Origin of the sequence: Pseudomonas sp. GR 6-02 (assembly GCF_001655615.1) — a bacterium.
In the GTDB taxonomy this organism is placed as follows: Bacteria; Pseudomonadota; Gammaproteobacteria; order Pseudomonadales; family Pseudomonadaceae; genus Aquipseudomonas.
Window position 1 is genome coordinate 4,827,752 of sequence record NZ_CP011567.1, and the last position, 24,438, is coordinate 4,852,189.

The 24,438-nt window shown below is 60.0% G+C and carries 16 protein-coding genes; 10 read left to right on the top strand and 6 right to left on the bottom strand.

Features of this window, described 5'->3' with window-relative positions:
• Nucleotides 1-80: 80 nt before the first annotated feature.
• Complete coding sequence (locus PGR6_RS21190) at nucleotides 81-392, top strand: Mpo1-like protein (RefSeq protein ID WP_018929926.1); 312 nt, start codon at nucleotides 81-83, stop codon at nucleotides 390-392.
• Nucleotides 393-493: 101 nt separating this feature from the next.
• A complete protein-coding gene (locus PGR6_RS21195) occupies nucleotides 494-1,084 on the top strand; it encodes an HD domain-containing protein (RefSeq protein WP_064619583.1) in 591 nt (196 codons plus the stop codon).
• Nucleotides 1,085-1,103: 19 nt separating this feature from the next.
• Here PGR6_RS21195 and PGR6_RS21200 read toward each other — a convergent pair whose 3' ends face one another.
• On the bottom strand, nucleotides 1,104-1,919 hold the full coding sequence (locus PGR6_RS21200; RefSeq protein WP_018929924.1) for a UDP-2,3-diacylglucosamine diphosphatase: 816 nt from the start codon (nucleotides 1,917-1,919) through the stop codon (nucleotides 1,104-1,106).
• A gap of 149 nt (nucleotides 1,920-2,068) precedes the next feature.
• Here PGR6_RS21200 and PGR6_RS21205 point away from each other — a divergent pair, with 149 nt between their 5' ends.
• Nucleotides 2,069-2,827: a helix-turn-helix transcriptional regulator gene (locus PGR6_RS21205; protein ID WP_018929923.1), complete on the top strand. Its 759-nt coding sequence runs from the start codon at nucleotides 2,069-2,071 to the stop codon at nucleotides 2,825-2,827.
• A 121-nt stretch (nucleotides 2,828-2,948) separates the two neighbouring features.
• Nucleotides 2,949-3,842, top strand: a complete 894-nt coding sequence (locus tag PGR6_RS21210; RefSeq protein WP_064619586.1) for a DMT family transporter — start codon at nucleotides 2,949-2,951, stop codon at nucleotides 3,840-3,842.
• Here the strand turns inward: PGR6_RS21210 and PGR6_RS21215 are convergent.
• The 4 genes from PGR6_RS21215 to recQ all read right to left on the bottom strand — a co-directional run bounded on the left by PGR6_RS21215 (nucleotide 3,836) and on the right by recQ (nucleotide 8,801).
• Nucleotides 3,836-4,123, bottom strand: a complete 288-nt coding sequence (locus tag PGR6_RS21215; protein WP_007895010.1) for a SelT/SelW/SelH family protein — start codon at nucleotides 4,121-4,123, stop codon at nucleotides 3,836-3,838. The two genes, PGR6_RS21210 and PGR6_RS21215, sit on opposite strands and share 7 nt — an antisense overlap.
• Before the next feature lie 66 nt (nucleotides 4,124-4,189).
• Nucleotides 4,190-5,992 (bottom strand): FimV/HubP family polar landmark protein, encoded by a 1,803-nt coding sequence (locus PGR6_RS21220; RefSeq protein ID WP_064621339.1) that lies wholly within the window; start codon nucleotides 5,990-5,992, stop codon nucleotides 4,190-4,192.
• 128 nt (nucleotides 5,993-6,120) lie between these two features.
• Nucleotides 6,121-6,555, bottom strand: coding sequence for a MarR family transcriptional regulator (locus PGR6_RS21225; RefSeq protein ID WP_018929920.1), 435 nt, complete (start codon nucleotides 6,553-6,555; stop codon nucleotides 6,121-6,123).
• 119 nt (nucleotides 6,556-6,674) lie between these two features.
• Nucleotides 6,675-8,801 carry a DNA helicase RecQ gene (recQ, locus tag PGR6_RS21230; protein WP_019648061.1) on the bottom strand — a complete coding sequence of 709 codons (2,127 nt, stop codon included), beginning with the start codon at nucleotides 8,799-8,801 and terminating at the stop codon, nucleotides 6,675-6,677.
• A 284-nt stretch (nucleotides 8,802-9,085) separates the two neighbouring features.
• Between recQ and PGR6_RS21235 the strand changes: the two genes are divergently transcribed.
• From PGR6_RS21235 to PGR6_RS21260, 6 genes are all read left to right on the top strand, one after another.
• Nucleotides 9,086-9,673 (top strand): UPF0149 family protein, encoded by a 588-nt coding sequence (locus PGR6_RS21235; RefSeq protein ID WP_007938492.1) that lies wholly within the window; start codon nucleotides 9,086-9,088, stop codon nucleotides 9,671-9,673.
• Between the two features lie 10 nt (nucleotides 9,674-9,683).
• Nucleotides 9,684-10,079, top strand: coding sequence for a YbaN family protein (locus PGR6_RS21240; RefSeq protein ID WP_018929918.1), 396 nt, complete (start codon nucleotides 9,684-9,686; stop codon nucleotides 10,077-10,079).
• A gap of 253 nt (nucleotides 10,080-10,332) precedes the next feature.
• Nucleotides 10,333-11,040: a cysteine protease LapG gene (gene lapG / locus PGR6_RS21245; RefSeq protein ID WP_064619589.1), complete on the top strand. Its 708-nt coding sequence runs from the start codon at nucleotides 10,333-10,335 to the stop codon at nucleotides 11,038-11,040.
• A 23-nt stretch (nucleotides 11,041-11,063) separates the two neighbouring features.
• Nucleotides 11,064-13,004, top strand: coding sequence for a cyclic di-GMP receptor LapD (gene lapD / locus PGR6_RS21250; protein ID WP_064619592.1), 1,941 nt, complete (start codon nucleotides 11,064-11,066; stop codon nucleotides 13,002-13,004).
• Between the two features lie 139 nt (nucleotides 13,005-13,143).
• Nucleotides 13,144-15,813: a hypothetical protein gene (locus tag PGR6_RS21255; protein WP_064619595.1), complete on the top strand. Its 2,670-nt coding sequence runs from the start codon at nucleotides 13,144-13,146 to the stop codon at nucleotides 15,811-15,813.
• Between the two features lie 434 nt (nucleotides 15,814-16,247).
• A complete protein-coding gene (locus PGR6_RS21260; RefSeq protein WP_018929914.1) occupies nucleotides 16,248-16,616 on the top strand; it encodes a DUF6124 family protein in 369 nt (122 codons plus the stop codon).
• Nucleotides 16,617-16,869: 253 nt separating this feature from the next.
• Here PGR6_RS21260 and PGR6_RS21265 read toward each other — a convergent pair whose 3' ends face one another.
• Nucleotides 16,870-24,009 carry a retention module-containing protein gene (locus PGR6_RS21265; protein ID WP_064619598.1) on the bottom strand — a complete coding sequence of 2,380 codons (7,140 nt, stop codon included), beginning with the start codon at nucleotides 24,007-24,009 and terminating at the stop codon, nucleotides 16,870-16,872.
• Nucleotides 24,010-24,438 lie beyond the last annotated feature (429 nt).

A 24,438-nucleotide genomic window follows, 5' to 3' on the forward strand; every position in this document is an offset into this window, starting at 1 on the left:
GATGCCTATGATCACTCTAGACTTAAATAGGCTACCCGCAGCGCAACTTGTTGCCTGCACACACCACAGAGATCGCAGTCGTGGAAAACATCAAACGTTTCAACAGCTTCGCTGCGTTTTACCCGTATTACCTCAGCGAACACCGCAATAGCACTTGTCGACGACTGCACTTTGTCGGCACCACGCTGGTTATTGTCATTCTGGCGCTGACCATCGCCAAAGGCGCATGGTGGCTGTTGCTGGCCCTGCCGCTGGCCGGTTACAGCTTCGCCTGGGTCGGGCATTTCTTCTTCGAGAAGAATCGTCCTGCAACCTTTCAGCATCCTCTTTACAGCCTGCTCGGCGATTTCGTCATGTACCGCGACATGATTGCAGGTCGCGTGCCGTTCTAGGCTCCTTTGGCCACAAAAGCGTCCTGTGCAGCCAGTGCAGCGCTCTGGATCCAAGCCCTACACTCCAAACATCCCTTTCGATAAGAACAAGAGGATAGCCGATGAATGCCCGCGCCCGTTTTACCCACATGCAGGACGGCACGCAGGAAGACTGGGCGATCATCGCCACAGACTTCAGCGCCTATGCCCGGCAATTGCCTACAAGGATCGTGGCGCATTTGAAGTTACTGGAAGGTGATTTCGGCGGATTCCCGGTGGATCGCCTGACCCACTCGCTGCAAACCGCCAGCCGCGCCTGGCGCGATGGCCGCGACGAAGAGTACGTGGTCTGCGCTTTGCTCCATGACATCGGCGACACACTGGGGTCCTACAACCACCCGGACATCGCCGCGGCGATTCTCAAGCCGTTCGTCAGTGCCGAGAACCTGTGGATGGTGGAGAAACACGGGATTTTCCAGGGCTATTACTTCTTCCATCACCTGGGCATGGACCGGCATTTGCGCGAGCAATTCAGCGCTCATCCGCAGTATCAGGCGACCATCGAATTTTGCGCCCGGTACGACGCGGCGGCGTTTGACCCGGCATACGACACGCTGCCGCTGAGCTTTTTCGAATCGATGATGGAGCGGTTGTTTGCGCAGCCGAAGCATTCGATCTACAAGGCGGCGATGGAGGAACAAGCGCCGGCCTGAAGATCTTTTGACTTTGCTTTTAAGCCGGCTCTGCGACTTTAATTGCCTTCAATTCCGCCTCCCGCGCTTGGGCATCGGCCAACCGGTACAACTCGATCGAGCCGTCCCAATGCTCGATCAGCGCCGTGCACGACTCCACCCAATCCCCGCAATTGAGGTAGTCCACCTCGCCAACCTTGCGAATTTCGGCATGGTGAATGTGCCCACACACCACGCCATGCAACTCGCGTTTGACGCATTCGTGGGCAATGGCTTCCTCAAAATCGCTGATGAAACTGACGGCGGTCTTGACCTTGTGCTTGAGGTACGCCGACAACGACCAATAGCCGTAGCCATAACGGGCCCGCCAATGGTTGAGCCAGCGGTTGAGGGTCAGGGTAAATTCGTAGGCCGAGTCGCCGAGGAACGCCAGCCAGCGGTGATAGCGAGTAATCACGTCGAACTGATCGCCATGAATCACCAGCAGATGACGACCATCGGCGGTCACGTGCACGGCTTCGTCCACCAGCTGGATATTGCCCAGCATCAGTTTCGAATAACGGCGCAGGAATTCGTCATGGTTGCCGGTGACGTAGATCACTTCCGTGCCGCGCTTGCTCATGGTCAACAGGCGACGAATCACGTTGGTGTGCGCCTGAGGCCAATACATGCCGCTGCGCAGCTTCCAGCCGTCGATGATGTCACCGACCAGATAAATCCTGTCGGCATGGTAGCCCTTGAGAAACTGCGACAGGTGTTCGGCCTGGCAGTCCCGTGTGCCCAAATGCACGTCGGAAATCCATAAGGTCCGCACACGTTGCTTACGGCTGGGTTTGGCGAGCTCGGCGCTGGTCATGGGCAACCCTCTGGACAAGTTTTGGCAAGCTTGCGCCGGTCGGGTTAATTGCCCATGACAATCGCAAGTCAGTCCTGTGACAACGCGCGAACGCAGGGCCTCGGTGTAGACTGGCGGCTTCACTCATCAATATCGCCACGAGACCTGCGATGAGACCGATCCTCACCCTGCGCCAATACACCCACGACCTGATCGTCCACAGCCACGACCACGCGCAACTGGTATTCGGGCTGTCGGGTGCACTGGATTTCGAGGTCGAGGGGCTTGGCAGTCAGGTGGTTCAGCAGAGTTTCGTGGTGGTGCCGTCCGGGGCGCATCATGCCTGCGACAGTGCCCATGGCAGCCGTTGCCTGGTGCTGGATGTGCCGAGCGATCAGTGGGTGTCTCAGTCGCTGGGGGACCACGCCGAGGCCAGCCGCCGCTTGCTCGACAATGCCGGGCGCCTGTCGCTGGACGCCGGGCAAAGCCAATTGGTGAGCTGGCTGGCGGGCAGCCCGATCAGCGATCCGCTGATCGCCCAACAAGGCGCGGTGTTGCTGCTGGCCAGCCTCAACAACGCCAAGCCCGACACGGTCGGCGGTCGGCGTCTACCGTATGCGGCGCTCAATGCTCACATCGATCAATACGCGGCCTATCCACTGCAAGTCGCCGATCTGGCGCGCATTGCCGGCCTGTCCAGCGCTCGCTTGCACGCGCGGTTCGTGGCGGAATGCGGGCAAACGCCGATGGACTACATCCGCAGTCGCCGGCTGCACATCGCCGTGCGCTTGTTGCGCGATTCGGCGCTGCCCATTGGCGAGATCGCGTGTCGGGTCGGCTACAGCTCCCAGAGCGCATTCGCCGCAGCAGTGCTGCGTGAGTTCGGCGCCTCACCCGGTAAATTGCGCCGCGAGGCTGGCGACAAATGACGCGAGTCTGGCGACAGACACCCGCAAGCACATCGTTCATTGTGTAGGAGTTGCCGAAGGCTGCTCCTACACAGGTCGACGGTGTCGTCGGCCAGATTCGATACGTTATTCAAGGACTGCAATGACTCCCCGTACCGCCCTTGGCGCTCTGCATATCGGTGCACTGATGTTCGGCTTGACTGGCGTGTTCGGCAAACTTGCCGCCGCCTCACCGGCGATCATCGTGTTCGGTCGTGCCGCGTTTGCCGTCCTCGCCCTGGCGTTTTTCGCCCGGTTCGCCAGTAATACCCGTTGGCAAACACTCGACGCCGTGGACTGGCGCCGCCTGTTGCTCAGCGGCTTGCTGCTGACCGGGCACTGGGTGAGTTTCTTCATTGCGGTGAAGGTGGCCGGGGTGGCGATCGCGACCCTGGGCTTTGCCAGTTTCCCGGCGTTTACCGTGATCCTCGAAGGGCTGATTTTCCGCGAGCGCATCCGCGCCAATGAAATCTTGCTGGTGGTGCTGGTCAGCATCGGTTTGGTACTGGTCACACCGGACTTCGATCTGGCCAGCGGCGCCACCACCGGCCTGTTGTGGGCAGTGGCCTCCGGCCTGCTGTTCTCCCTGCTGTCCCTGACCAACCGCGCCAGCTCCGGGCGAATCCCGCCGGTGCAGGCGGCGCTGTGTCAGAACGTAGTGGTTGCGATCTGCCTGCTGCCGGTGGCGATGCCGCAGTTGAGCGAAGTACGCGCCATCGACTGGCTGTGGATTGGCCTGCTCGGGGTGTTCTGCACCGGCGTCGCTCACAGCCTGTTCGTCGCCAGCCTGGCAGTGATCAAGGCCCGGACCGCGTCAGTGGTGTTTGCCCTGGAGCCGGTTTACGGCATCACCCTGGCCTGGTTGTTGTTCGATGAAAACCCGACGCTGCGCATGCTGATCGGCGGCGCGTTGATCATCGTGGCCATCGTGGTCTCCAGCCGGTTGTCCGGCGGTTCAAGCCACAAGACCGTTGCCGCGCAAGCGCCGTCTCACTGAGTGCGGTCGTTGTGGCCCAGGTCGCGGTCCGGATCGATCTGATCGCGGACCCGCTGCTTGAGCACCTTGGCCTCGGGGAAACCGCCGTCGGCCTTGCGTTCCCAGAGCTGCACATCGTCGCAGAAAATGTGGAACACCCCGCCGGTGCCGGGCACCAGGGATACTTTGCCCAGGTCGTCGCCGAAGGTGCTGAGCAGTTCCTGGGCCAGCCAGGCGGCGCGCAACAGCCATTGGCATTGCGTGCAGTAGGTGATGACGATTTCCGGTTTACGTGCGGTCATGATTGGCAAAACTCCTCTGCCTGAGGGGTTGCCATAATAACCGCAAAGGCTGCGATCTTTTGATCTTCAGCGAATACCCGCCAACAGCGTTCGGGCCGTCTCCTTCAGTGGTTCGTCGCCTTCCTTGAGCAACTCGTTCAGCAGCTCGATGGCGCTGTCCAGATCGCCGTCGTCAATACAGGTCTGGGCCTGTTCGAGTTTGCCCGCGCTGCTCGGCTCGACCGGTTCAAGATCCATCAACTCAGCATTCAGCGGTTCAAGCTCCAGCGGCTGGCCGGGATCGCTGAATTCGTTGAGAAAAGTTTCGTCCAGAGATTGCGACTCAGGTTCCGCGACCCATTCAAGCTCGGGCTCATCCAGCGTCGGCTCGTCGGGTATTTCGAAGACATCGGGCAACACATGCAGATTCGAAGTGAACCCGGGCTCGTCTGCCGGTGATGGCTCATTCGATGGTTTGGCGCTGGGCGGTGAGTTGTCGAAGGGGCTGATCAGGTCCCAGTTCGCATCCATCGACAGGTCGTCGAGGTTCAGCTGAAACTCATCGCTCGGTGCCGCTGGGATTGCAGGCGTGGACGGAGCCACTGCCACCGCGGTGGTCACCGGCACGGCATCGATCAGTTTCGGATGGCGGTTGCGGATGTCCTGAAGTTGCTGTGTGTCAAACCCGGCGTCACGCAGGCTACTTTCCTGCGCGTCATACGCTTGCACGTCACCCTGGTTACCAAGAACCTCCAGCAGCTGCACGGCCAGGTCGGTGCGCTGGGGTTCCTTGACCAACGCCTCTCGCAACAGTCCGGCTGCCTCGGACAATCGGCCATAGGCGAGGTAGATACTAACCCCCTCCAGCACGTCGCCTGCGACAGTCTCATCCGCCGAGCCGGCCACCGATCGCGCCTGGGTGGCTGGCCTGGCCGGTTCTGCCGTGCGGCTGAGCACCGGTTCATGACGCGACGGCTGCACGGGTAGCAGCTCGGGTAAGGCCTGAACCTGCTGTCGTTGACGGCGAATGAACACTGCGAGCGACACCAGGGCCACCAACAACAGCAACCCGATGATCAGCGGCCAATGGGATGCTTCGGACGTCTCGACAACCACCGGAACCGGCGCCGGCACCTCGGGTGCGGCAGGCGCCGCCGACGCCTGCTTGACTTCCGTCAGTTGGGTTTGCAGCTCAGACACCTGTTTTTTCTGAACGGCGATCTGCTCGTCCTGCGCCTGCAGCTTCGCATTGAGTTCATCGATGGTCTTTTGCAGCTGCTGGTTTTGCAGCACGCTGGTGGCCAGTTGTTCGGCAACAGGATCACTCGCCGGCGTAGCGGCTGATTTATCGACATCAGGCTTGGGTGCCGAACTATTCACCGCAGGTGGCGGTGCAACAGCCGGTTCAACAGACGGGAACGCGGAATCCTGAGGGCTCGGCGCGGGGTCGTCGTTGACGGGAACAATCCCAGGTGAACCCGGCGGATCGATCAGCACGGTGTACTCGCGCAGCAAACGCCCATTGGGCTGATTGAGCTGCACCAGAAAATTCAGAAAGGGTTCCTTGACCGGCTTACTGGACGTCACCCGGATCAGGTTGCGGTTGCCCCGCAGGATCGGCGTGAACTTCAGGTTATTGAGGAAGAACACCCGCTCGACACCGGCGCGGCTGAATTCTTCCGCCGTCGCCAGGCTGACCGACAGCTCGCCCTCCTCCAGCCCCCCAACGTCCACCAGGGCGATATCGGCGCTGAATGGCTGATTCAACGCCGAATGCTGGGTGATCTCACCCAAGCCTAGCGCGGGGGCCAATGCCGAGTAAGTGACGGCACCACCGACCAGCAGCAGCCGGGTGCAACACCGCAATACAACGTGCCAACTCTCGAGCATGAGCATCCCTTAGATAACCAGAACCAACCTGTATGCATTCGCACATCCGGTACGAACACGATATTGCCTAGTAGTTCTTTATAGTCTGCCCAACGGGGTATCTCAAAAGTCCGACGCGTGGTTGTGCCTCAAGATTTTTCCAGGTTGCCCAGGATGTGCGCGTGGACACGCATGCAGACCTTCAAATCCGCCTCATCAACGCCTTCGAACAATTCGTGGCGCAGTTGCGTGGCAATGGTTTCAATTTGTTCGATCAAGGGGCGGGCCGGGGCACAGAGGACGATTTTTTTCGCCCGACGGTCTTCCAGCACCGATTGGCGTTGCACCAGGCCCTGACTTTCCAGGCTATCGAGCAGTCGAGCCAGGGTAGGCCCTTCGACGCCGACGCTTTGCGCCAGTTCACGCTGGGTGGGAGCATCATCGAAACGCGCCAGGTGCAGCAGCACCAGCCAGCGCGCCTGGGACAGGCCCAGGCCAGCCAGTCGGCGGTCCAGTTCGGCACGCCAGCCCCGAGACATCTGGGCCAGTTGCATGCCAAAGCGGTGTTGATCGGTTAACGGCATAAAACACTCATGGTTAGACTGAAATAGAGAAAAACTAATTATTAGTCAGCTAAGCATGACCTTTGGCTATAGGCAAGGTTTGCTCTGTACTGAATCGTTACATCTGCGCGACAGGTCATTCAAATTTCGAATTCCGACTGCAGCGCCGCACGAACGCAATACAAAACGCCTTCCGGCACCCGTCCTGCGAACAACGCGGCGATCTCCGCCACCGGCGGCAACTCGCCTTCGCCGTCGAGGAAGGCGTCCTGAACTTCGCCCATCAACTCTTCGGGCAGGTCCAGCGCCTGTTCCAGTGACAGCTGCTGCTTGCCGATGGCCTCGGCGAGCATCGTGTAGACGTTCTTTTCCGAGCATTGCAGCTGACCGGCGATCTGCAGCGGTGTCATGCCGGCCCGGGCCAGCGTGATCAACTCGTGGCGCACATCGGCCACCACTTTCGGCGCCTCGACCTGACCGCCGAGCACTTCGAGGAAAGCCTCGCCGTAACGTTCCAGTTTGCGCGCGCCGACACCGCTGACCGTGGCCATTTCCGCCAGCGAGGTCGGCTGGCTGCGGAGCATTTCCAGCAACGTCGAATCGGGGAAGATGACATACGGCGGCACGCCATGTTCTTCGGCCAGTTTGCGGCGCAAGGCACGCAGGGCTTCCCACTGTTCGCGCTCCTCGAAGCGGACCAGTTGGCTCGCCTGGCTCTTACTGCTTTTGGCGGTGGTTTGCGGCTTGAGGTCGCGGCGCAGTTCCAGGGTCACTTCGCCCTTGAGCAGCGGCCGGCAGGTATCGCTCAGGCGCAGCCCGCCGTAGCCTTCGAGGTCGATGTCCGCCAGACCGCGAGCAACAAGTTGTCGGAACAAGGAGCGCCATTCACTTTCGCCCAGCGCTTTGCCTACGCCGTATACCGACAAATGCTGATGACCGAAACTGCGGACCTTTTCGTTGTCCTTGCCCAGCAACACGTCCACCAGATGGCCGACGCCATAACGCTGACCGGTGCGGTAGATCGCCGACAGCGCCTGGCGGGCCGGCTCGGTGGCGTCCCAGGTCTGCACGCCGTCGACACAGTTGTCGCAGTGGCCGCAGGGCTCGGGCATGTCTTCGTCGAAGTACGCCAGCAGGGTCTGGCGGCGGCAGCGGGTTTCTTCACAGAGCGAGAGCATGGCGTCGAGCTTGTGCTGCTCCAGACGCTTGTGGCGTTCGTCGCCTTCGGAGTTTTGCAGCATCTGCTTGAGCATCACCACGTCTTGCAGGCCGTACGCCATCCAGGCATCCGCCGGCAGACCGTCACGACCGCCGCGACCGGTTTCCTGGTAATACGCCTCAAGGGACTTCGGCAAGTCGAGGTGAGCCACAAAACGCACGTTGGGCTTGTCGATGCCCATGCCGAACGCCACGGTGGCGACCATGATCAGGCCTTCTTCGTTGAGAAAGCGCTTCTGGTGATGCGCCCGGGTTTCGTTGGCCAGACCGGCGTGGTACGGCAGCGCCGGGAAGCCTTGCTCACTGAGGAACACCGCCACTTCGTCGACCTTTTTGCGCGACAGGCAGTAGACGATGCCGGCATCGCTGCGCCGTTCGGCGAGGAACGCCAGCAACTGCTTGCGCGGCTGTTCCTTGGGCACAATGCGATAAAAAATGTTGGGACGGTCGAAACTCGACAGGAAACGCTCGGCATCCTGCAGATGCAGGCGATCGACGATTTCTTCCCGGGTACGCTTGTCGGCGGTGGCGGTCAGGGCAATGCGCGGGACGCTGGGGAACAATTCCGCCAACTGGCCCAGTTGCAGGTATTCGCGGCGGAAATCGTGGCCCCATTGGGACACGCAATGCGCTTCGTCGATGGCAAACAGGGCGATTTCGAGGCTTTGCAGGAAGGCCAGCATCCGTGGCTGAACCAGGCGTTCAGGCGCGAGATAGAGCATTTTCACCTCGCCGCGCTTGATCCGTGCAGCAAGATCACGCTGCTGCTCGGCGCTGAGGGTGGAGTTCAACGACGCCGCGGCGACGCCCAGCTCTTCGAGGGTGGCGACTTGATCGTCCATCAGCGCGATCAGCGGCGACACCACCACCGCCAGGCCTTCGCGCAGCAGCGCCGGCACCTGGAAGCACAAGGACTTGCCGCCCCCGGTAGGCATCAGCACCAGGGCGTCGCCGCCACTGGCCACGCGCTCAATGATTGCACCCTGACGGCCACGGAAACTGTCGTAGCCGAAGATGTCCTTGAGGACGCGTTGAGCCTGTTCGAGCATAAAAACTCCAAAAATCACCGAAACATCCCTGCAAGGCTGGTTCAGAACCACGAAAGCTGCACAAACAAATCGTAAGTGCGCATTGCATGACGCTGCATATTTCAGCCGTGACGCCAGCAGGGCATCACAAAACGCGCGAGTATACCCGAGCCCTCCCCTGCAAAGGGCGCCGCTGATAAGACGCACACAAGCCAACCGCGGGAGCAAATATGCCGCGCGGCTGGCCTGAGCGCTCAAGAAGGCCTAGAATTCCCGCATCGTATATTCCCCAAGGTAGCCCTTTAATGTCCTTCGCTGAGCAACTAACCCGCCTGCAAGTCTTCCTCGACGCCGACGAGCTGCATGACGAGGCGCTGGACTACGTGGCCGCCCACGGCTACCTCACTGCGCTGTCGATCTGCTCCGAAAGCGTTCCCGATCGCGAATGGATCGACGCGCTGTTCGCCGAAGAGCCGCATTACGCCGACGACACCGAGCGTGAAGCGATCGAATCCACCCTGGTGCTGCTCAAGGCTCACATCGCCCGCCAACTGGCGTCCGACGAAGAGTTCGAGCTGCCATGCGACCTCGACCTGGGCGATGACCCGGACGATTCCGACCTGCGCGGCTGGTGCATCGGTTTCATGGAAGGCGTGTTCCTGCGCGAAGCCGCCTGGTTCGAAACTGCCGAAGACGAAGTCAGTGAAATGCTGCTGCCGATCATGGTCGGTTCGGGTCTGTTCGACGAACAGCCTGAGTTCTCCGACATCGCGGCCGACGCCAACCTGATGGACGACATGATCGTGCAAATCCCGGAAGCCCTGACCGCGCTGTACTTGCTGTGCAACGCGCCAGACGAAAAACCGGCGATCCTCAAGCCACGTCACCACTAAGGTTTTGCCTATGGACAACCCCATAGGCAACCGCCCCCTGATGTTGCGCTACGTGCTGCTGGCCATCGGCTGGCTGAGCGTAGCGCTGGGGGTGATCGGGATTTTCCTGCCGGTGCTGCCCACCACACCGTTCCTGCTGTTGGCGGCAGCCTGCTTCGCCCGCAGTTCGCCGCGTTTCTATCACTGGCTGGTTGAACATCCACGGCTTGGACCCTGGATTCGCGACTATCTGGACGGCAACGGCATTCCGCTCAAGGGCAAGGTCTACACCATCGGGTTGATGTGGACGAGCATCCTGTTCTCCTGCTACCTGGTGCCCCTGCCGTGGGCGCGCGGGTTCATGCTGACCAGTGCGGTGCTGGTGACGGTTTATATCCTCAAGCAGAAAACCCTGCATAAACCCTGATTCCTATCTATGGCTCGAGGCTTTTGTGGCGAGGGAGCTTGCTCCCGCTGGGTTGCGAAGCAGCCCCAAAACCTGCAACCCGCCTTCTCCTGACACACCTCATTGATCGGTTTGGCGATTGCTGCGCAGCCGAACGGGAGCAAGCTCCCTCGCCACAGGAAACAACCCGCCGACATCCTTTCGTCCGACGACCTACCCGACCGCCCCGTAAACACCGCCTAGACTTCAGACATCTGCACCCGAGCAGCCAGACATGCCCCGCAGTCCGCGTAGTCCAGGATGGTCAACGCTCCGACTTCGGTTCGGCGGATGGCTGCTGCTGGCGAGTTTTCTACTGGCCGGGTTGGGCAGTGCCTGGGCCGACTGGGATTTTGCGCAGGTTCTGCAAACGGCCGAAAAACGCTACGGCCCCCTTGGCGAGGCACAGGGACGGATCGAGGCCTGGAGCCAAATGCTGCAAAGCGAACGCAACCAGCCTGAGCGCGAACAACTGAACGCGGTCAATCACTTCTTCAATCAGCGACTGAGTTTTCAGGATGACACGCGCATCTGGCATCAGACCGATTACTGGGCCACGCCCGTGGAGTCCTTGATCAAAGCCGCAGGCGACTGCGAAGACTTCGCCCTGGCGAAATACTTCAGCCTGCGTCACCTCGGGATTCCCAGCGAAAAACTACGCATCACCTACGTCAAGGCCCTGACCCAGAACCAGGCGCACATGGTGTTGACCTTCTACAGCAGCCCCACGGCCGATCCGCTGGTGCTGGACAACCTGATCGACGAGATCCGCCCCGCCTCCCAACGCAAAGACTTGCTGCCGGTGTATGCCTTCAACGCCGAAGGCCTGTACTTGCCGGGAGCCAATGGTGGTAAACGCAGCAGCGACTCGAAAAAACTGTCGCGCTGGCAAGACGTATTGAAAAAGATGCAAATCGAAGGGTTCGCCGTGGGCGAAGGCTAGCCGCCACTGCAAGGAGTGTTTTCATGTCACTGCGCAAACAGTTGTTCCTCGCCATTTGCCTGTTCTTGCTGGTGGCCTTCAGCGGCAGTTTTTTTGTCAGCCTGGAAAGCTCCCGTGAACAGATGCTCAGTCAGTTGCGCTCCCACGCCCAGGACGCCGCCACGGCGCTGGGCCTGTCGTTGACCGCGCAGATCGACGACCCGGCGATGATCGAATTGATGGTCAGCTCGATTTTCGACAGTGGCTATTTCAGCAGCATCCGGGTCATCAGCATCGAGAATGAACAAGTGCTGGTGGAGCGCAGCGTACCAGCGCAAATCGAGGGTGTACCCGGCTGGTTCGTCAGTCTGGTGAACCTGCGCCCACAAGGTGGCGATGCACTGGTCACGCGTGGCTGGGACCAGGCAGCCCGGGTCGAAGTGCTGAGCAACCCGCAGTTCGCCCTGGCCAAACTCTGGGACAGCTCCCTCGGCAGCCTGATCTGGCTGCTGATTTGCGGATTACTCAGCGCCGTGTTCGGAGGCTGGCTATTACGCCGGCAATTGCGCCCGCTCGACAACATGGTCAAACAGGCTGAAGCCATCAGTAAACGCGAGTTCCGCAGCTTGCCAAAATTGCCGCGCACGCCGGAGCTCAAACGCGTGGTGCTGGCCATGAACCAGATGGTCGAAAAACTCAAAGCGCTGTTCGCCGAAGAGGCCGCGCGCAGCGAAAAACTGCGCTCCGAATCCTATCAGGACAACCTTACGGGCCTGGCCAACCGGCGCTTGCTGGATGAACAACTGGCCGACCAATTACTGGATTCCGAGCAAAGCCGCGACGGTCATTTGCTGATGCTGCGGATCAACGACCTGATCGGCCTCAATCAACGCCTGGGTGGCCAGCGCACCGATGCCCTGATCAGCGCCGTCGGCGAGTTGCTCAAGCGCCTGACGCAACCTGCAGAACGTCGTACCTGGCTCGCGGCGCGCAATCGCGGTGGCGAATTCAGCTTGCTGACGCCGGGTCTGGACAGTAGGGGAGCCGCGCGCCTGGCCTCCGAAATCAGCGCCACCCTGGAAAACCTGCGCCTGACCGGCGCCAGCGACTGCATGCCCGTGGCGCATCTGGGCATCGTCGCCTACCACCCGGGCGAACCGGCAAATGATGTGCTGCTGCGCCTCGACCAAGCGCTGACCCAGGCCCGGCAACATCCCGAGCGGCCATGGATATACCAGGCTCAGGTCGATACTGCGCCGAATCACTCTCAGCATGATTGGCGCAACTGGATCGACGATGCGCTGACCGAGGGCAAGATGCAGTTGTATTTCCAACCGGTGGTGCAATGCGCCGACACCAGTCAGGTGCTGCACCACAAAGTCCTCGCGCGCCTGCTCGACCCGCAGGGCCAGGCCGTTGCCGCCGGGCATTTCCTGCCGTGGATCGAACGCCTCGGCTGGTCGGCGCGGTTCGATCTGGCGATGCTCGAAACCACCCTCGAATACCTCGCCGCCAACCGCTGGCCGCTCGCGCTGAGCCTGTCCGGCAGCACCCTGCGCGACCAGACCCAGCTGAAACTGATCTGCGACATACTCGAATCATTGCCGGAACTGGCGCCTCTGCTGACCCTGGAAATCGACGAACGCCAACTGCCGCCCCCCGAAGAACTGCAACGCCTGAGCCACAGCCTGCTCAACACCGGTTACCGCATCGGTTTGCAGCATTTCGGCGGCAGCTTCAGCCAGATCGGCAACCTGACGCAGCTGGGGTTGGCGTACTTGAAAATCGATGGGGCGTACATTCGGGGTATCGATGAGCAGAGTGACAAGCGGTTGTTTATCGATGCGATATACCGGGCGACCAACAGCATTGATCTGCCGTTGATTGCGGAAATGGTCGAGACCAAAGGGGAACTGGAGGTGATCCGGGAGTTGGGGCTATTTGGGGTGATGGGGCGGTTGATCGGGCCACCGGAGCCGATGTGAGGGGTATGACCACTCGTCTAAAACCTGTGCGCACCTGTCAGATCTGACAGTAGGCAAACACTCACGCCGATTATCTAATCCTTCCGTATCGGTGCCGCCCAATCGGGCAGCCGGGCGCCTCTATGGAAGGTATGCATTCATGAACAGCCCCCTGACAAACGCTGACCTCGCCTCCAATGGACAAGTCGTTGTATTCCCGCCCGATCGCGGCATCGGCGTGCTGGCCGTAGACCCGCCCTACCCGCCGGGCTACAAACCGCAGAGCGACGGTGCGTTGGGGATCAACATCAACATGGTGCACGGCGACCGAGACGGTTTGCTGGTTTACATCCTGGCCTATCTGAACATGGCCATCGGCGACTACATCACGGTTTACATCGAAACAAAAAACGCTCCCGTCGCTGAATTTTCCGTCACCGAAGCCCACTTCGATGCCGAAGGCAACGCGAAAAACATTCCTTTCTATATTTCCGCCACAGACATGGAAGCCAGGTTTGCACCGCTGCTATCGGAGAACAAGCAATTCTGGTTCGAAGTTGAGCGTGTGAGCGGAAACGACACCGAACAATCGCCACCTGTGCCGCTGTTTTATAAATACCCGGCGCCGGGTGAACCGGACACAGACGGCGGAAAACCCTTCAACCAGGGCCTCAAGCTGCCCGTCGCTTCGGAATCCGTCATTGATAAAACCGTGGTCGATGAAGGCATGTTCGTGACCGTGCTGGCGTATTACAACCAGCAAATCGGTGATGTGGTCGTACTTGCCTTTGGATCGCTGCTCCTTGAGGCCACCGTCACTGCGTTGGGTGATGTGGTCTTTGAATTGACACCTGAAATGCTCGCCAAACTGCCGCTCACCTCTACGGTGATCGTACGCTGGGAGGTGTTCGATGTCGTGGAGAATTCGAGCGGCTGGTCGGACTCGCTAACTCTTACGTTCAAACCCGGCATTGTGTTGCTGACGGCACCGATTTTCGAACAGGCCGATCCCGACAATGTGGTAGATCACGATCTGCTCATGGGCGATCCCATGGTGATACTGGTCACCGGTGTATTTGCGCAACATGATGAGATCGCACTGACCCTGGAAGCGCTCACCAGTGGTGGCGATCCCGCCAGCCACACGTTCCGTGTGACGCTGACTGCCGCGACCAGATCCGTGAAAATCCCTGTTCTAAACGAGTGGGTACGCAATCTCATCAGGGGATCGGCACGGGCGTCCTACACATTGACCAAAGGGGGCAACACCCAGCTTTCGAAACCCGCCGACGCCACTTTCAGGGGCAAGTCCTTGCCTCTGGGTCTGGCTATAGTTGAGCCGCTGGTAGACGACAAACTACCGGTCGACACTGGCAGGGCCAGGGTAAAAGTTGCTGACTATTGGCCGTTGAAAAAGGGCGCCAACGTTACCCTTCACTGGCAAACTACCGATAAAGACGGGATCAAGGCCCTGTTCATTTTCAAACTCATTATCGAGGATCCGACACAGCCAATCATATTTGAGGTGTCAGACAAGTACATCGCCCCTTATGCCGATACGCCTTTGACGGTGCAATGCACAATAAAAAATCCGGGGGAGATGGAGGTCTTTTCGGAACTACTTCAGTTAATGTTTGGAGAGGAAGCGATTGAAGAATTGCGGCCGCCATTCCCCGTACCACCGGCTACCATGGTCATCGATTTACTGGAAGTACCGAATGGAATTACCGTTCGAATTGAATATCCGACCGCCAGGACAAATGATAAAGCGCAATTTATAGACGCGACTCCCCTGCCGGGTGACAAACCCTTTTCTGAGCAGCGAATCAATGAAAACAAACGGGCCAACTTAAAACTCAGCTCCGCATTTCTTTTGGCCCGCATGAATAGCGAAATAAAGTTGTATTGGACGTTGATTCGCGACGGAAAATCAGTTGGGAAATCGTTACCCCTGGCACTGAAAATTGAGCCGATTGTCGACGGTGATATTCGATTGGGAGTTCCCATCATCGATCAGGCTGATAGTGCGCAGACCTTGGATATCAATGAATTCGACGGTGATGCCACCATCACTAAAACTTCATGGCCGCTTCGGGGTGGAAATTATCATATCGACATAACGGTCATCGGAACCGGAAACAATGGAATCCCCCTTGTTATTCCCGTAGTGACAGAAGGTTCCTTGACACCTGAGGAAGAGACAAATGGATTCACCAGAACACTGTCACGTGCGCAACTGTTACTGCTGCAGGATGGTTCAACCCTCCATGTAGAAGTCAAAGCCAACGTCAAGGGACAAAAGCCCATAACGATCACATTCCCAACATCCATAAAATATATCATCAAGAACAAACAGCCGATATTGTCGGAAAACTTCGATCACCGCCCTACACAACTAATAGCACCCGGCGGAAGTATCTCACTAGATAGCATGACCATTACGTTTCCGGCAGGGAACGGTTATTTGGGAATAACTTCACTAGCCAATGTTATCACCGGCCCTTACCCTCAGTTACCGGGCTATTGCTATGGGCAAATTCTGGAGATGCATTGGCAGGCAAGTGGAACAGCACAACATATGCGCATCAGATTTAACTGGGGCTATTCTTATGTCAGTTTTTGGTGCAGATTCGCCCAATTTAATGACCTCTCGGTTTTATTTTTAGATAAAGCGGGAAACTCGTTAAATCATATTTATCTCGCCAATAATTTCGGCGTGCAGCCTGTCACTTACTCCACCCCTTCCCACAACTACATCTGGGGTATAGAAATCCGGACTCCAAGAATGGACCTCATTGCTCTAGATTATTTCGAAATGCGTCGCAAGTAAGTGTTGATAAACACTGGTGAAGACAGGGACGTATTTGTTTATCGCTTCAGGTCTTAATCCAAACTCTGAGTGAGATAAACATGAGTGTTTAAAAGACATCTCCAGACACTCACTCAGGCTACACATCCTTGCGCAGTTGCCTACGACTGCGCCAGAATCCGCCGGCTTGTGCGCCTAAGGGTCGGGTTCTATTGTTTCCCGGTCGCTGACAAATCAGCGATCGGGTTTAGCGACCCGAACCTTTGTAGGCGCAACAGCGCTCCAAACTCTCTTGCAGATTGTTCATGTCTGCGATTGATGTCATGGCGGCTGTGCGCGGGAGACCTTCGGGTCTGCCGGGCGCCTACACCCGGTTCGCTAACCTGCGTGCAGCCGCCACCCTTACCTGTTTAGCGACAGGTCTTGGTGGCTCCATTTCCTGTAGGAGTTTCACCATGTTCAAAATCACACCCAACCCACCCGAAACCGACGACGTTTCCCCTTACGAAACCCCGGACTCCAAAAAACTCAACGAAGCCGCCGAGCGCGCCCTCGATTACTACCTCAAACCGTCCGCCCCCAAGCCCCCACGCAAGCCGAGCACGATTTACACCGTTGCCCCGGACATCGACATCGAAGAGCTACTGGCCAATGCCTGCGAGTCCTTTGCCTCGGCCAAGGTGATCGCCAGTGACTGTGCCGGTTTTCTGGAGGGGCCGCAGCGCAATACGATATTGGGCGTCGCGCAGCTCATCATGTTTGGTGAACTGGCGGTGAGTCGGGCGCTGGACAGTCTGGAACTGAAGGCTGACCCGGCCCTATGACCTTAGGTCAAACGCTGCCCCCTGTGGCGAGGGAGCTTGCTCCCGCTCGGCTGCGCAGCAGTCGTAAACCCTGTACATACGGTCTACTTGATGCAATTGGTCGAATGGTTTTGGGGTCGCTTCGCAGCCCAGCGGGAGCAAGCCCCCTCGCCACATGAGGTGTATCCGGGCACAGGGCCGGTAGATAAATCCTCAACCAACAAAAAACCCGCCATCCCCTTTCACCGGGAATGGCGGGTTTTGTCGTTTCAGATCACACGGTATCCACCTTCAACGAATGGTCGTTCAACATGCCGTTGATAATGGTCGCGGTATCGTGACCGCCGGCAATCACACCATTCGCTCCGGGGGTGACGCCGTAGTGACTGGCCAGGTTCACACCGGCCAGGTCGATGGTCTGGCTCGGCGTGGCGCCGGCCATGGCGCTGATGTCGATGCTGGTGACCAGGGTCGCGCCGCTGCCGGTAACTTTGAAGTGCAGGTAGTCATCCAGCGATGCCGCAGTGCCGTTCTCGCCTTGCAGCAGTTGCGACAGGTCGAGTTTGTCGGTGCCCGGGGTGAAGTCGGTGATGACGTCGTGGCCGCTGTTGCCTTTAAGCCACTGGAAGGTGTCGGCGCCGCTGCCGCCGGTGAGGGTGTTGTCGCCCAGGCCGCCGATCAGGAAGTCGTCGCCGCCCCCGCCGTTGAGCACATCGTTACCCAGACCGCCGTTGATGATGTTGCCGTTGTTGTCGCCCGTGAGGCTGTCGTTGAAGTTCGAGCCCGTGAGGTTTTCGATGCCGGTCAGGGTGTCGGTGCCTGCGCCAACGGTGTTTTGCGCGGTGAGCAGGCTGAGGTCGACAGTCACGCCGGCGGTGGCATGGGCGTAGTTCACGGTGTCGTTACCGGTGCCGCCGTCGAGCCAATCGTTGCCCGGCCCGCTGAACAGCAGATCGTTGCCGGCGCCGCCATGCATCTCGTTATTGCCTGAGCCTGCGGTGAGCACATCGTTGCCGTCACCCGCATTGATAATGTTGTTGCCGGTGCCCGCGATCAACACGTCATCGCCCGAGGTGCCGGTCAGTGTATGGCCGGCCTGATAGGTGATGTCGACTGCCGCGCTGTCGCTGCCGCCGTGGTTGTCGCTCGCGGTGTAGGTGCCGTGGAAGTCTGGCGTGGAGTCCTGGGCTCCGGCGTAGTTGACGGTCATGGTCAGTTGATAGTTTTCCGCCCCCTTCCCGCTGTTGCCAGGTCCCCCGTCGTCAATGTTGGTGATGTGGATCTGGTACGTGCCGTCCGCCGTGGCGGTGATGGTCTGGCCATCGGCGAGAGCCATGTAAGCGCCGCCATTGACCGAGTACTCCATGGTGATGTGGCCGGCCGCCAGGTTGTGGTCCAGGTTGAGGGTCTCGCCCTGTTTGAGGTTGACGGTGATGCGGTCCTCATCGTTGGTATTGTTGGTGCTGACCGCCCCCAAGGCCCCGCTGACCACCAGCATGGCGGTCATGGCGGCAGCGTTGGCGACGAATGCACTGCGGGCGATGGTCACGGCCTGGACGTTATTGCCGGTGAAACTGAAGCTCGAGTTGGTGCCGGTAAAGTCCGCTCCCTTGGCCGTCCAACCCGTGTTGAAGGTAGTCGGCGATGCCGTGAGCGCATCACCGTTGGGGTCGGTGTCGTTGGCCAATAGCAGCTCGCCCGGCACCACGATACTGCCCGACAGCACGTTGGTGATGATGTGATCATCGACTGCCACCGGTGGCGAATTCGGAATCACGTTGACTGTCAGGGTCGAACTGGTGAGGTCGCCGTCGTTGTCGCTGGCGGTGAAGCCGATGTTTTCGGTGATCTGCACGGCCGTGGTTTTCTGCGAGGTGTAGGTGTACTCGCCGGTGTCGAGGTTCACCAGCAGCGTGCCGCTGTTGTTGGTGGCGATGCTCAGGGTGTTGTCGACGGTGTTGAAGGTGCCGTGGTTGGCGCCGCCGCTGAAGTTCAGCGAACCCTGATTGCTGTTGGCTTTCGGGTCGTAGGTATAGGTGGTGCCGTCGACCGTGAGGGTTTTGATGAAACCGCCATCGGCGCCAAATGTACCGCCCTCGCCCAGCAACGAACCGGTGACCGGCGCACCTTGCACGGTGCCCGAAAGTACCGAGTTGAGTTGGTTGAGGTCGGTCACCACCACAGCGTTGGTGTCGGTGTGCGTGCTGCCGTCATAGGCCACCGGATCGAGGCTGGCGTTATTGACGCCGCTGCCCAGGCCGATGGCGTAGTTCTTGATGCCATTGGCGTCGAGGAAGGCTTTGAGCGCGATCTCGTCCGCAGTGCCGATGTCGCCTTCGTTGGGTTTGCCATCGGAGAAGAAGTAGCCGACGTTCTGCGCCCCGATGAGTTTGCCCGAGGTGTCGAATGCGGTTTCCATGGTTGCCACGGCCGCGTCGTAGTTGGTGCCGCCACCTGCCGTCAGCGTAGCGATGATCGACTTGGCCGTCGCCACATCGACCCAGATCGACGTCTGGTCGGTGGCGCTGCTGCTGAAGGTGACGATCTGTACCTTCACGTCACCCAGATTGTCGTACTTGTCGAGCAGCGCGCTGATCGCCTGCTTGGCCAGGTCCAGCCGCGACAGGCCCGATACGCCGGAGGGGTCGTCCATGCTGCCGGATACATCGATCACCAGCATCAGGTTGGAGTCGATCTGCACGGCCGGCACCGAACGGTCCGAGGCGACGGCGTGAGGCACGTCATCGACGATGCTGACCACAAGGGTGCCGGTGGTGCTGTTGCCCAGCGCATCGGTGGCTTTGTAGGTGAAGCTTTCGTTCAGGGTGTTCGCGCCGTCGTTGGCGTTGGGCGAAGTTTTCGGCGCCGAGGTCAAGGTGTACGTGTAGGAACCGTCGGGATTGAGCAGGATCTGCCCGTAGGTGCCGGTGGCGCTGCCGACCAGGGTGTAGGTGATCGCACCCGTGGCGCCAGAGACCGAGCCTGCCAACGTACCGGAGCCGGTTTCACCGGTGTTGCCGGGCTCGCTGCCGGTGACGCTGCCCGCCGCCAGGTCCTGGCCGTCCTTGGTCAGATCCAACGCTTTTTCGTAGACGGTCACATCGGTATCGGTGGCGGCTACGAGGCAGTTGTTGGAGACGTCAACAGTGATCGTGGCGGTGCTTTCATCGCCGTCGGCATCGCGCACGGTGTAGGAGAAGGTGTCCGTGGCGCCCGCTTCGCCGACCGAATTCGGGTTGCTGTGGTACACCGCATTGCCGCTGGCATCCAGGGTCAGGTAGCCGTAAGCGCCGTTGATTTGCGTGTTCAAGCCGCCGATGGCCGAAGTCGAGGTGTCGCTGCCGGCACGCACGCCGACCACTGCCCCACCCAAGGCCGGGCCATCAGCGCCGAGCACATCGTTGTCCAGCACATTGCCGCTGACCGTGCCGCCCTCCACCACCGAAACCGAATCGCAATGGGCCGTCGGCACGTCATCGACGATGTTGATCACGATGGTGCTGGTGACGCTGTTGCCCACAGAGTCGGTGGCCTCGTAGGTGAAGCTCTCGCTCAGGGTGTTCGGTCCGTCGTTGGCGTGCGGCGTGGTGGTGGGTGCCGAGGTCAGGGTGTAGGTGTAGGAACCGTCCGGGTTGAGCAGGATTTGCCCATAGGTGCCGGTGGCGCTGCCGACCAGGGCGTAAGTGATTGCACCCGTGGCGCCAGTGATTGAACCGACTAATGTGCCGGAGGCGGTTTCACCGGTGTTGTCAGGCTCGCTGCCGATGACAGTGCCCGCCGCCAGGTCCTGGCCGTCCTTGGTCAGATCCAACGCCTTTTCGTAAACGGTCACGTCGTTATCGGGGGCCACCACGAGGGAACAGTTGGAGATGTCGATGGTGATGGTCGTGGTGCTTTCATCGCCGTCGCCATCGCGCACGGTGTAGGTGAACACGTCCGTGGCGCCCGGTTCACCGACCGAGTTCGGATTGCTGTGGTACACGGCGTTGCCGTTGGCATCCAGGGTGAGATAGCCGTAGGTGCCGGTGATGTGCGTGTTCAAGCCACCGATAGCCGAAGTCGAGGTATCGCCGCCGGCGCGCACGCCAACCACCGCGCCACCCAAGGCCGGGCCGTCAGCACCGAGCACATCATTGCCCAACACATTGCCACTGACCGTGCCGCCTTCCGCCACTGAGACGACATCGGCATGAGCGGTTGGCACGTCATCGACGATGTTGATCACGATGCTGCCGGTGACGCTGTTGCCCAGAGAATCGGTGGCCTGATAGGTGAAGCTTTCGCTCAGGGTGTTCGCACCGTCGTTGGCGTGAGGGGTGGTCGTGGGGGGCGAGGTCAGGGTGTAGGTGTAGCTGCCGTCCGGGTTGAGCAGGATTTGCCCGTAGGTTCCGTTGGCGCTGCCGACCAGGCTGTACGTAATGGTGTCGCTGGTGCCGGTGACTGAACCCACCAGCGTGCCCGAGGCGGTTTCGCCGGTGTTGCCAGGCTCGCTGCCGACGACCGTGCCCGCCGCCAGGTCCTGCCCGTCCTTGGTCAGGTCCAGCGCTTTTTCATTAACCGTCACATCGGTGTCGGTGGCAGCCACGAGGGTGCAGTTGGCCACGTCGATGGTAATGGTGGTGGTGCTTTCATCACCGTCGGCATCGCGCACGGTGTAAGTGAACACGTCGGTCGCACCAGGGCCGTTCACGGCATTTGGATTGCTGTGATAGACCGCATCGCCGTTGGCATCCAGGGTCAGGTAGCCATAGGTGCCGTTGATTTGACTGTTCAAGCCACCGATGGCTGAAGTCGAGGTGTCGCTGCCGGCGCGTACGCCGACCACCGCGCCACCGAGTGCCGGCCCGTCGGCGCCGCCGATGTCGTTGCCCAGCACGTTGCCCGAGACCGTCGCGCCCTCGGCCACTGAGGCGTGGTCCGGGTTGGCGGTGGGCAAGTCATCGACGATGTTGACGTTGATCTGGCCCAACGCCGTGCTGCCGTCGACGTCAGTGGCGACGACGTTGAGGTTCTCGGTGATGCTGTTGGTGCCGTTGGCGTTCGGGTGGGTTTCGTTATCCACCAGGGTATAGCTGTAGCTGACCACGCCAGTCGCACTGTCGTAACCGGTGACGGTCAGCGTGCTGCCAAGCGGAGTGACGATCGACTGCGGGAAGCCTGCGGCCACGCCACCGGTGACCACCGCGATGCCGCCCACCGTCAGGGTTTGCAAACCGTCGAGCGCGGTGACGGTGAAGGTGCCGCTCTGGGTCAGCGCCGGTGTGTTGGGGCTGCTGCCGTCGCTGAGGTTTTTTTCGTAGACGGTCAGTTCGCCGCCGTTGACGTTCAGGCCATCGAGCGTCACCAGGTCGTCGTTGTTATGGATGTTCAGCACCAGCGTCGCGGTGCTGGTATCGCCATCGGAATCGGTAAGGGTGTAGACGAAATTTTCGGTGCCGTTGCCACCGCCGTGCAGGGCTTTGAAATCGGCGTCGCTGGTGTTCAGGGTGTAGGTGTACGTGCCGTTGGCATTGAGTACCAAGGTACCGAACGTCCCGGTGAAAGTGCCGCCGATGATCGGCCCGCTGTCGGGGCCGGTGGCAATGCGGTCGGCGCCCTGGACGTCATTGGGCAGCACGCTGCCGGTCAGGGTCAGCAGGGTTTCCGATGCCGTATTGGCGTTGCTGTCGTCCACGGCATGAGGCAGGTCATCGACGATGTTCACATCAAGACTGCCAGTCGCGGTGGTGCCGTTGTCGTCCACCACGGTGACCGCAAACTGCTCGGAGAGACTGTTGGCGCCGTTGGCATTCGGATGCATTTCGTTGTCGACGAGGGTGTAGCTGTAGCTGACCACGCCGGTCGCGCTGTCGTAGCCGCTAATGGTCAGCGTACTGCCCAGCGGCGTGACGATTGATTGCGGGAAACCCGCCGATACACCGCCAACCACCACATTGATTCCGCCGACGCTGAGGGTTTGCACGCCATCCAGCGCAGTAATGGTGAATGTGCCGCTCTGGGTCAGCGCCGATGCATCAGGGCTGCTGCCGTCGCTGAGGTTTTTTTCGTAGACGGTCAGTTCGCCGCCGTTGACGTTCAGGCCATTGAGCGTCACCAGGTCGTCGTTGTTATGGATGTTCAGCACCAGCGTCGCGGTGCTGGTATCGCCATCGGAATCGGTAAGGGTGTAGACGAAGTTTTCGGTGCCGTTGCCACCGCCGTGCAGGGCTTTGAAATCGGCATCGTTGGTGTTCAGGGTGTAGGTGTACGTGCCGTTGGCGTTCAACACCAGGGTGCCGAACGTCCCGGTGAAGGTGCCGCCGATGATCGGCCCGCTGTCGGGGCCGGTGGTAATGCGGTCGGCGCCCTGGACGTCATTGGGCAGCACGCTGCCGGTCAGGGTCAGCAGGGTTTCCGACGCGGTATGGGCGTTGCTGTCGTCGATGGCCTTGGGCACATCGTCGGTGATATTGACGTCCAGCGAACCGGTGGCGGTATCGCCGTTGCTGTCGTTCGCAACCACAGTGAATTGTTCACTGAGATTGTTGGTGCCATCACCGGCGGAATGGGTTTCGTTGCCGACCAGGGTGTAGCTGTAACTGACCACGCCGGTGGCCGGGTTGTAGCCGGTGATCGTCAGGGTGTTGCCCAGTTGAGTGGTGATCGACTGCGGAAAACCGATGGGCACCCCGCCACTGATCACGCTGATCCCGCCGATGCTCAGGCTGCTCAGCCCGTCGGGCGCAGACACGGTGAACGTGCTGTGCTGAGTCAGTGCCCCCGGGTTGCTGGCCGACCCGTTCGCCAGGTTGGCTTCATTGAGGGTCAGTTCACCGCCCGCCACCGACAGGCCGGTGAGGGTGACCGGGTGATTCGGCACGTTCGCGGCAAACGGCGTAACGATGCCTTTATCGCCGTTGTCCGGCGCAGCGTCCCGGCGCTCCAGGGGAAATTCGGGAATACCGTTGAAGCCGGCGGTGGGGAAACCAATCGTGGGATCGACCCGCCCGCCCACTTCCTCCAACAGCACAAAACTGTGGCCACCACCCAGCGCACCACCGGGCGCGCCCGTTGCGCCCGGTCCGGCGGCGGTGGCCTCAGCGGTCTGGGTCGGGTCGGCACCGGCGGCAATGGCTTTTTGCAGTTGCTCGACATCGGTCAGTTGCGCCTGGCTCGGCGTTACCGCATCAGTGGTCTCCACGTGCGGCACCTGGTGCGCCAGTAACTGGGCACTCATTTGCAGGCTGCTGTCACGCCCCAGCGTCAGCTCCTGGCCATTTTGCATATGCACCGCCACCGCCCCTTCGGCCCCGGTGACCAGCTGCTCGCCGGCAAACAGCCGATCGCCCTCGATCAGTGCCCGTCGAGTGCCATCACCCGCCACTGCATACACCTGACCGATGACCTTACTGACGATACCGATGAGCGTTGCCATGTGCATTCCTCCGCTGCCAACTGCTGTCGGCATCCTGTTTGCGCGAAGAAACGTGCTCATGGTTCAAGCAGGTTGCCCGAGACCCGCGTGCCGGAAAGCGTTTACCTGAAGTAAACCGCTGCCTCCCGACACTCTCGCCAGGCGTGTCGTTCGCGAGGGGGGTGTCTTGGGATCGGGATAAAACCCTCTGCAATCAATGGCATCGGGACCCACTTCCAAAACGACCGGCCTGCAAACGCATGCGTAACGGTTCTGAATCACTCGAGTGACAAAAAAATGTCGCCTCTAAACCGTCTCGCTCTCCTCCCCTCCAGCACTTCTTCGCCCTGTGTCGAAAAGTGAATGGAACTTTCCAAAACCCTCTTGATGCTCAAGAAAGCCAATAAAACAAAGGCTTTCGCATTGAACAATGTGCTGGATTTTTCAGGC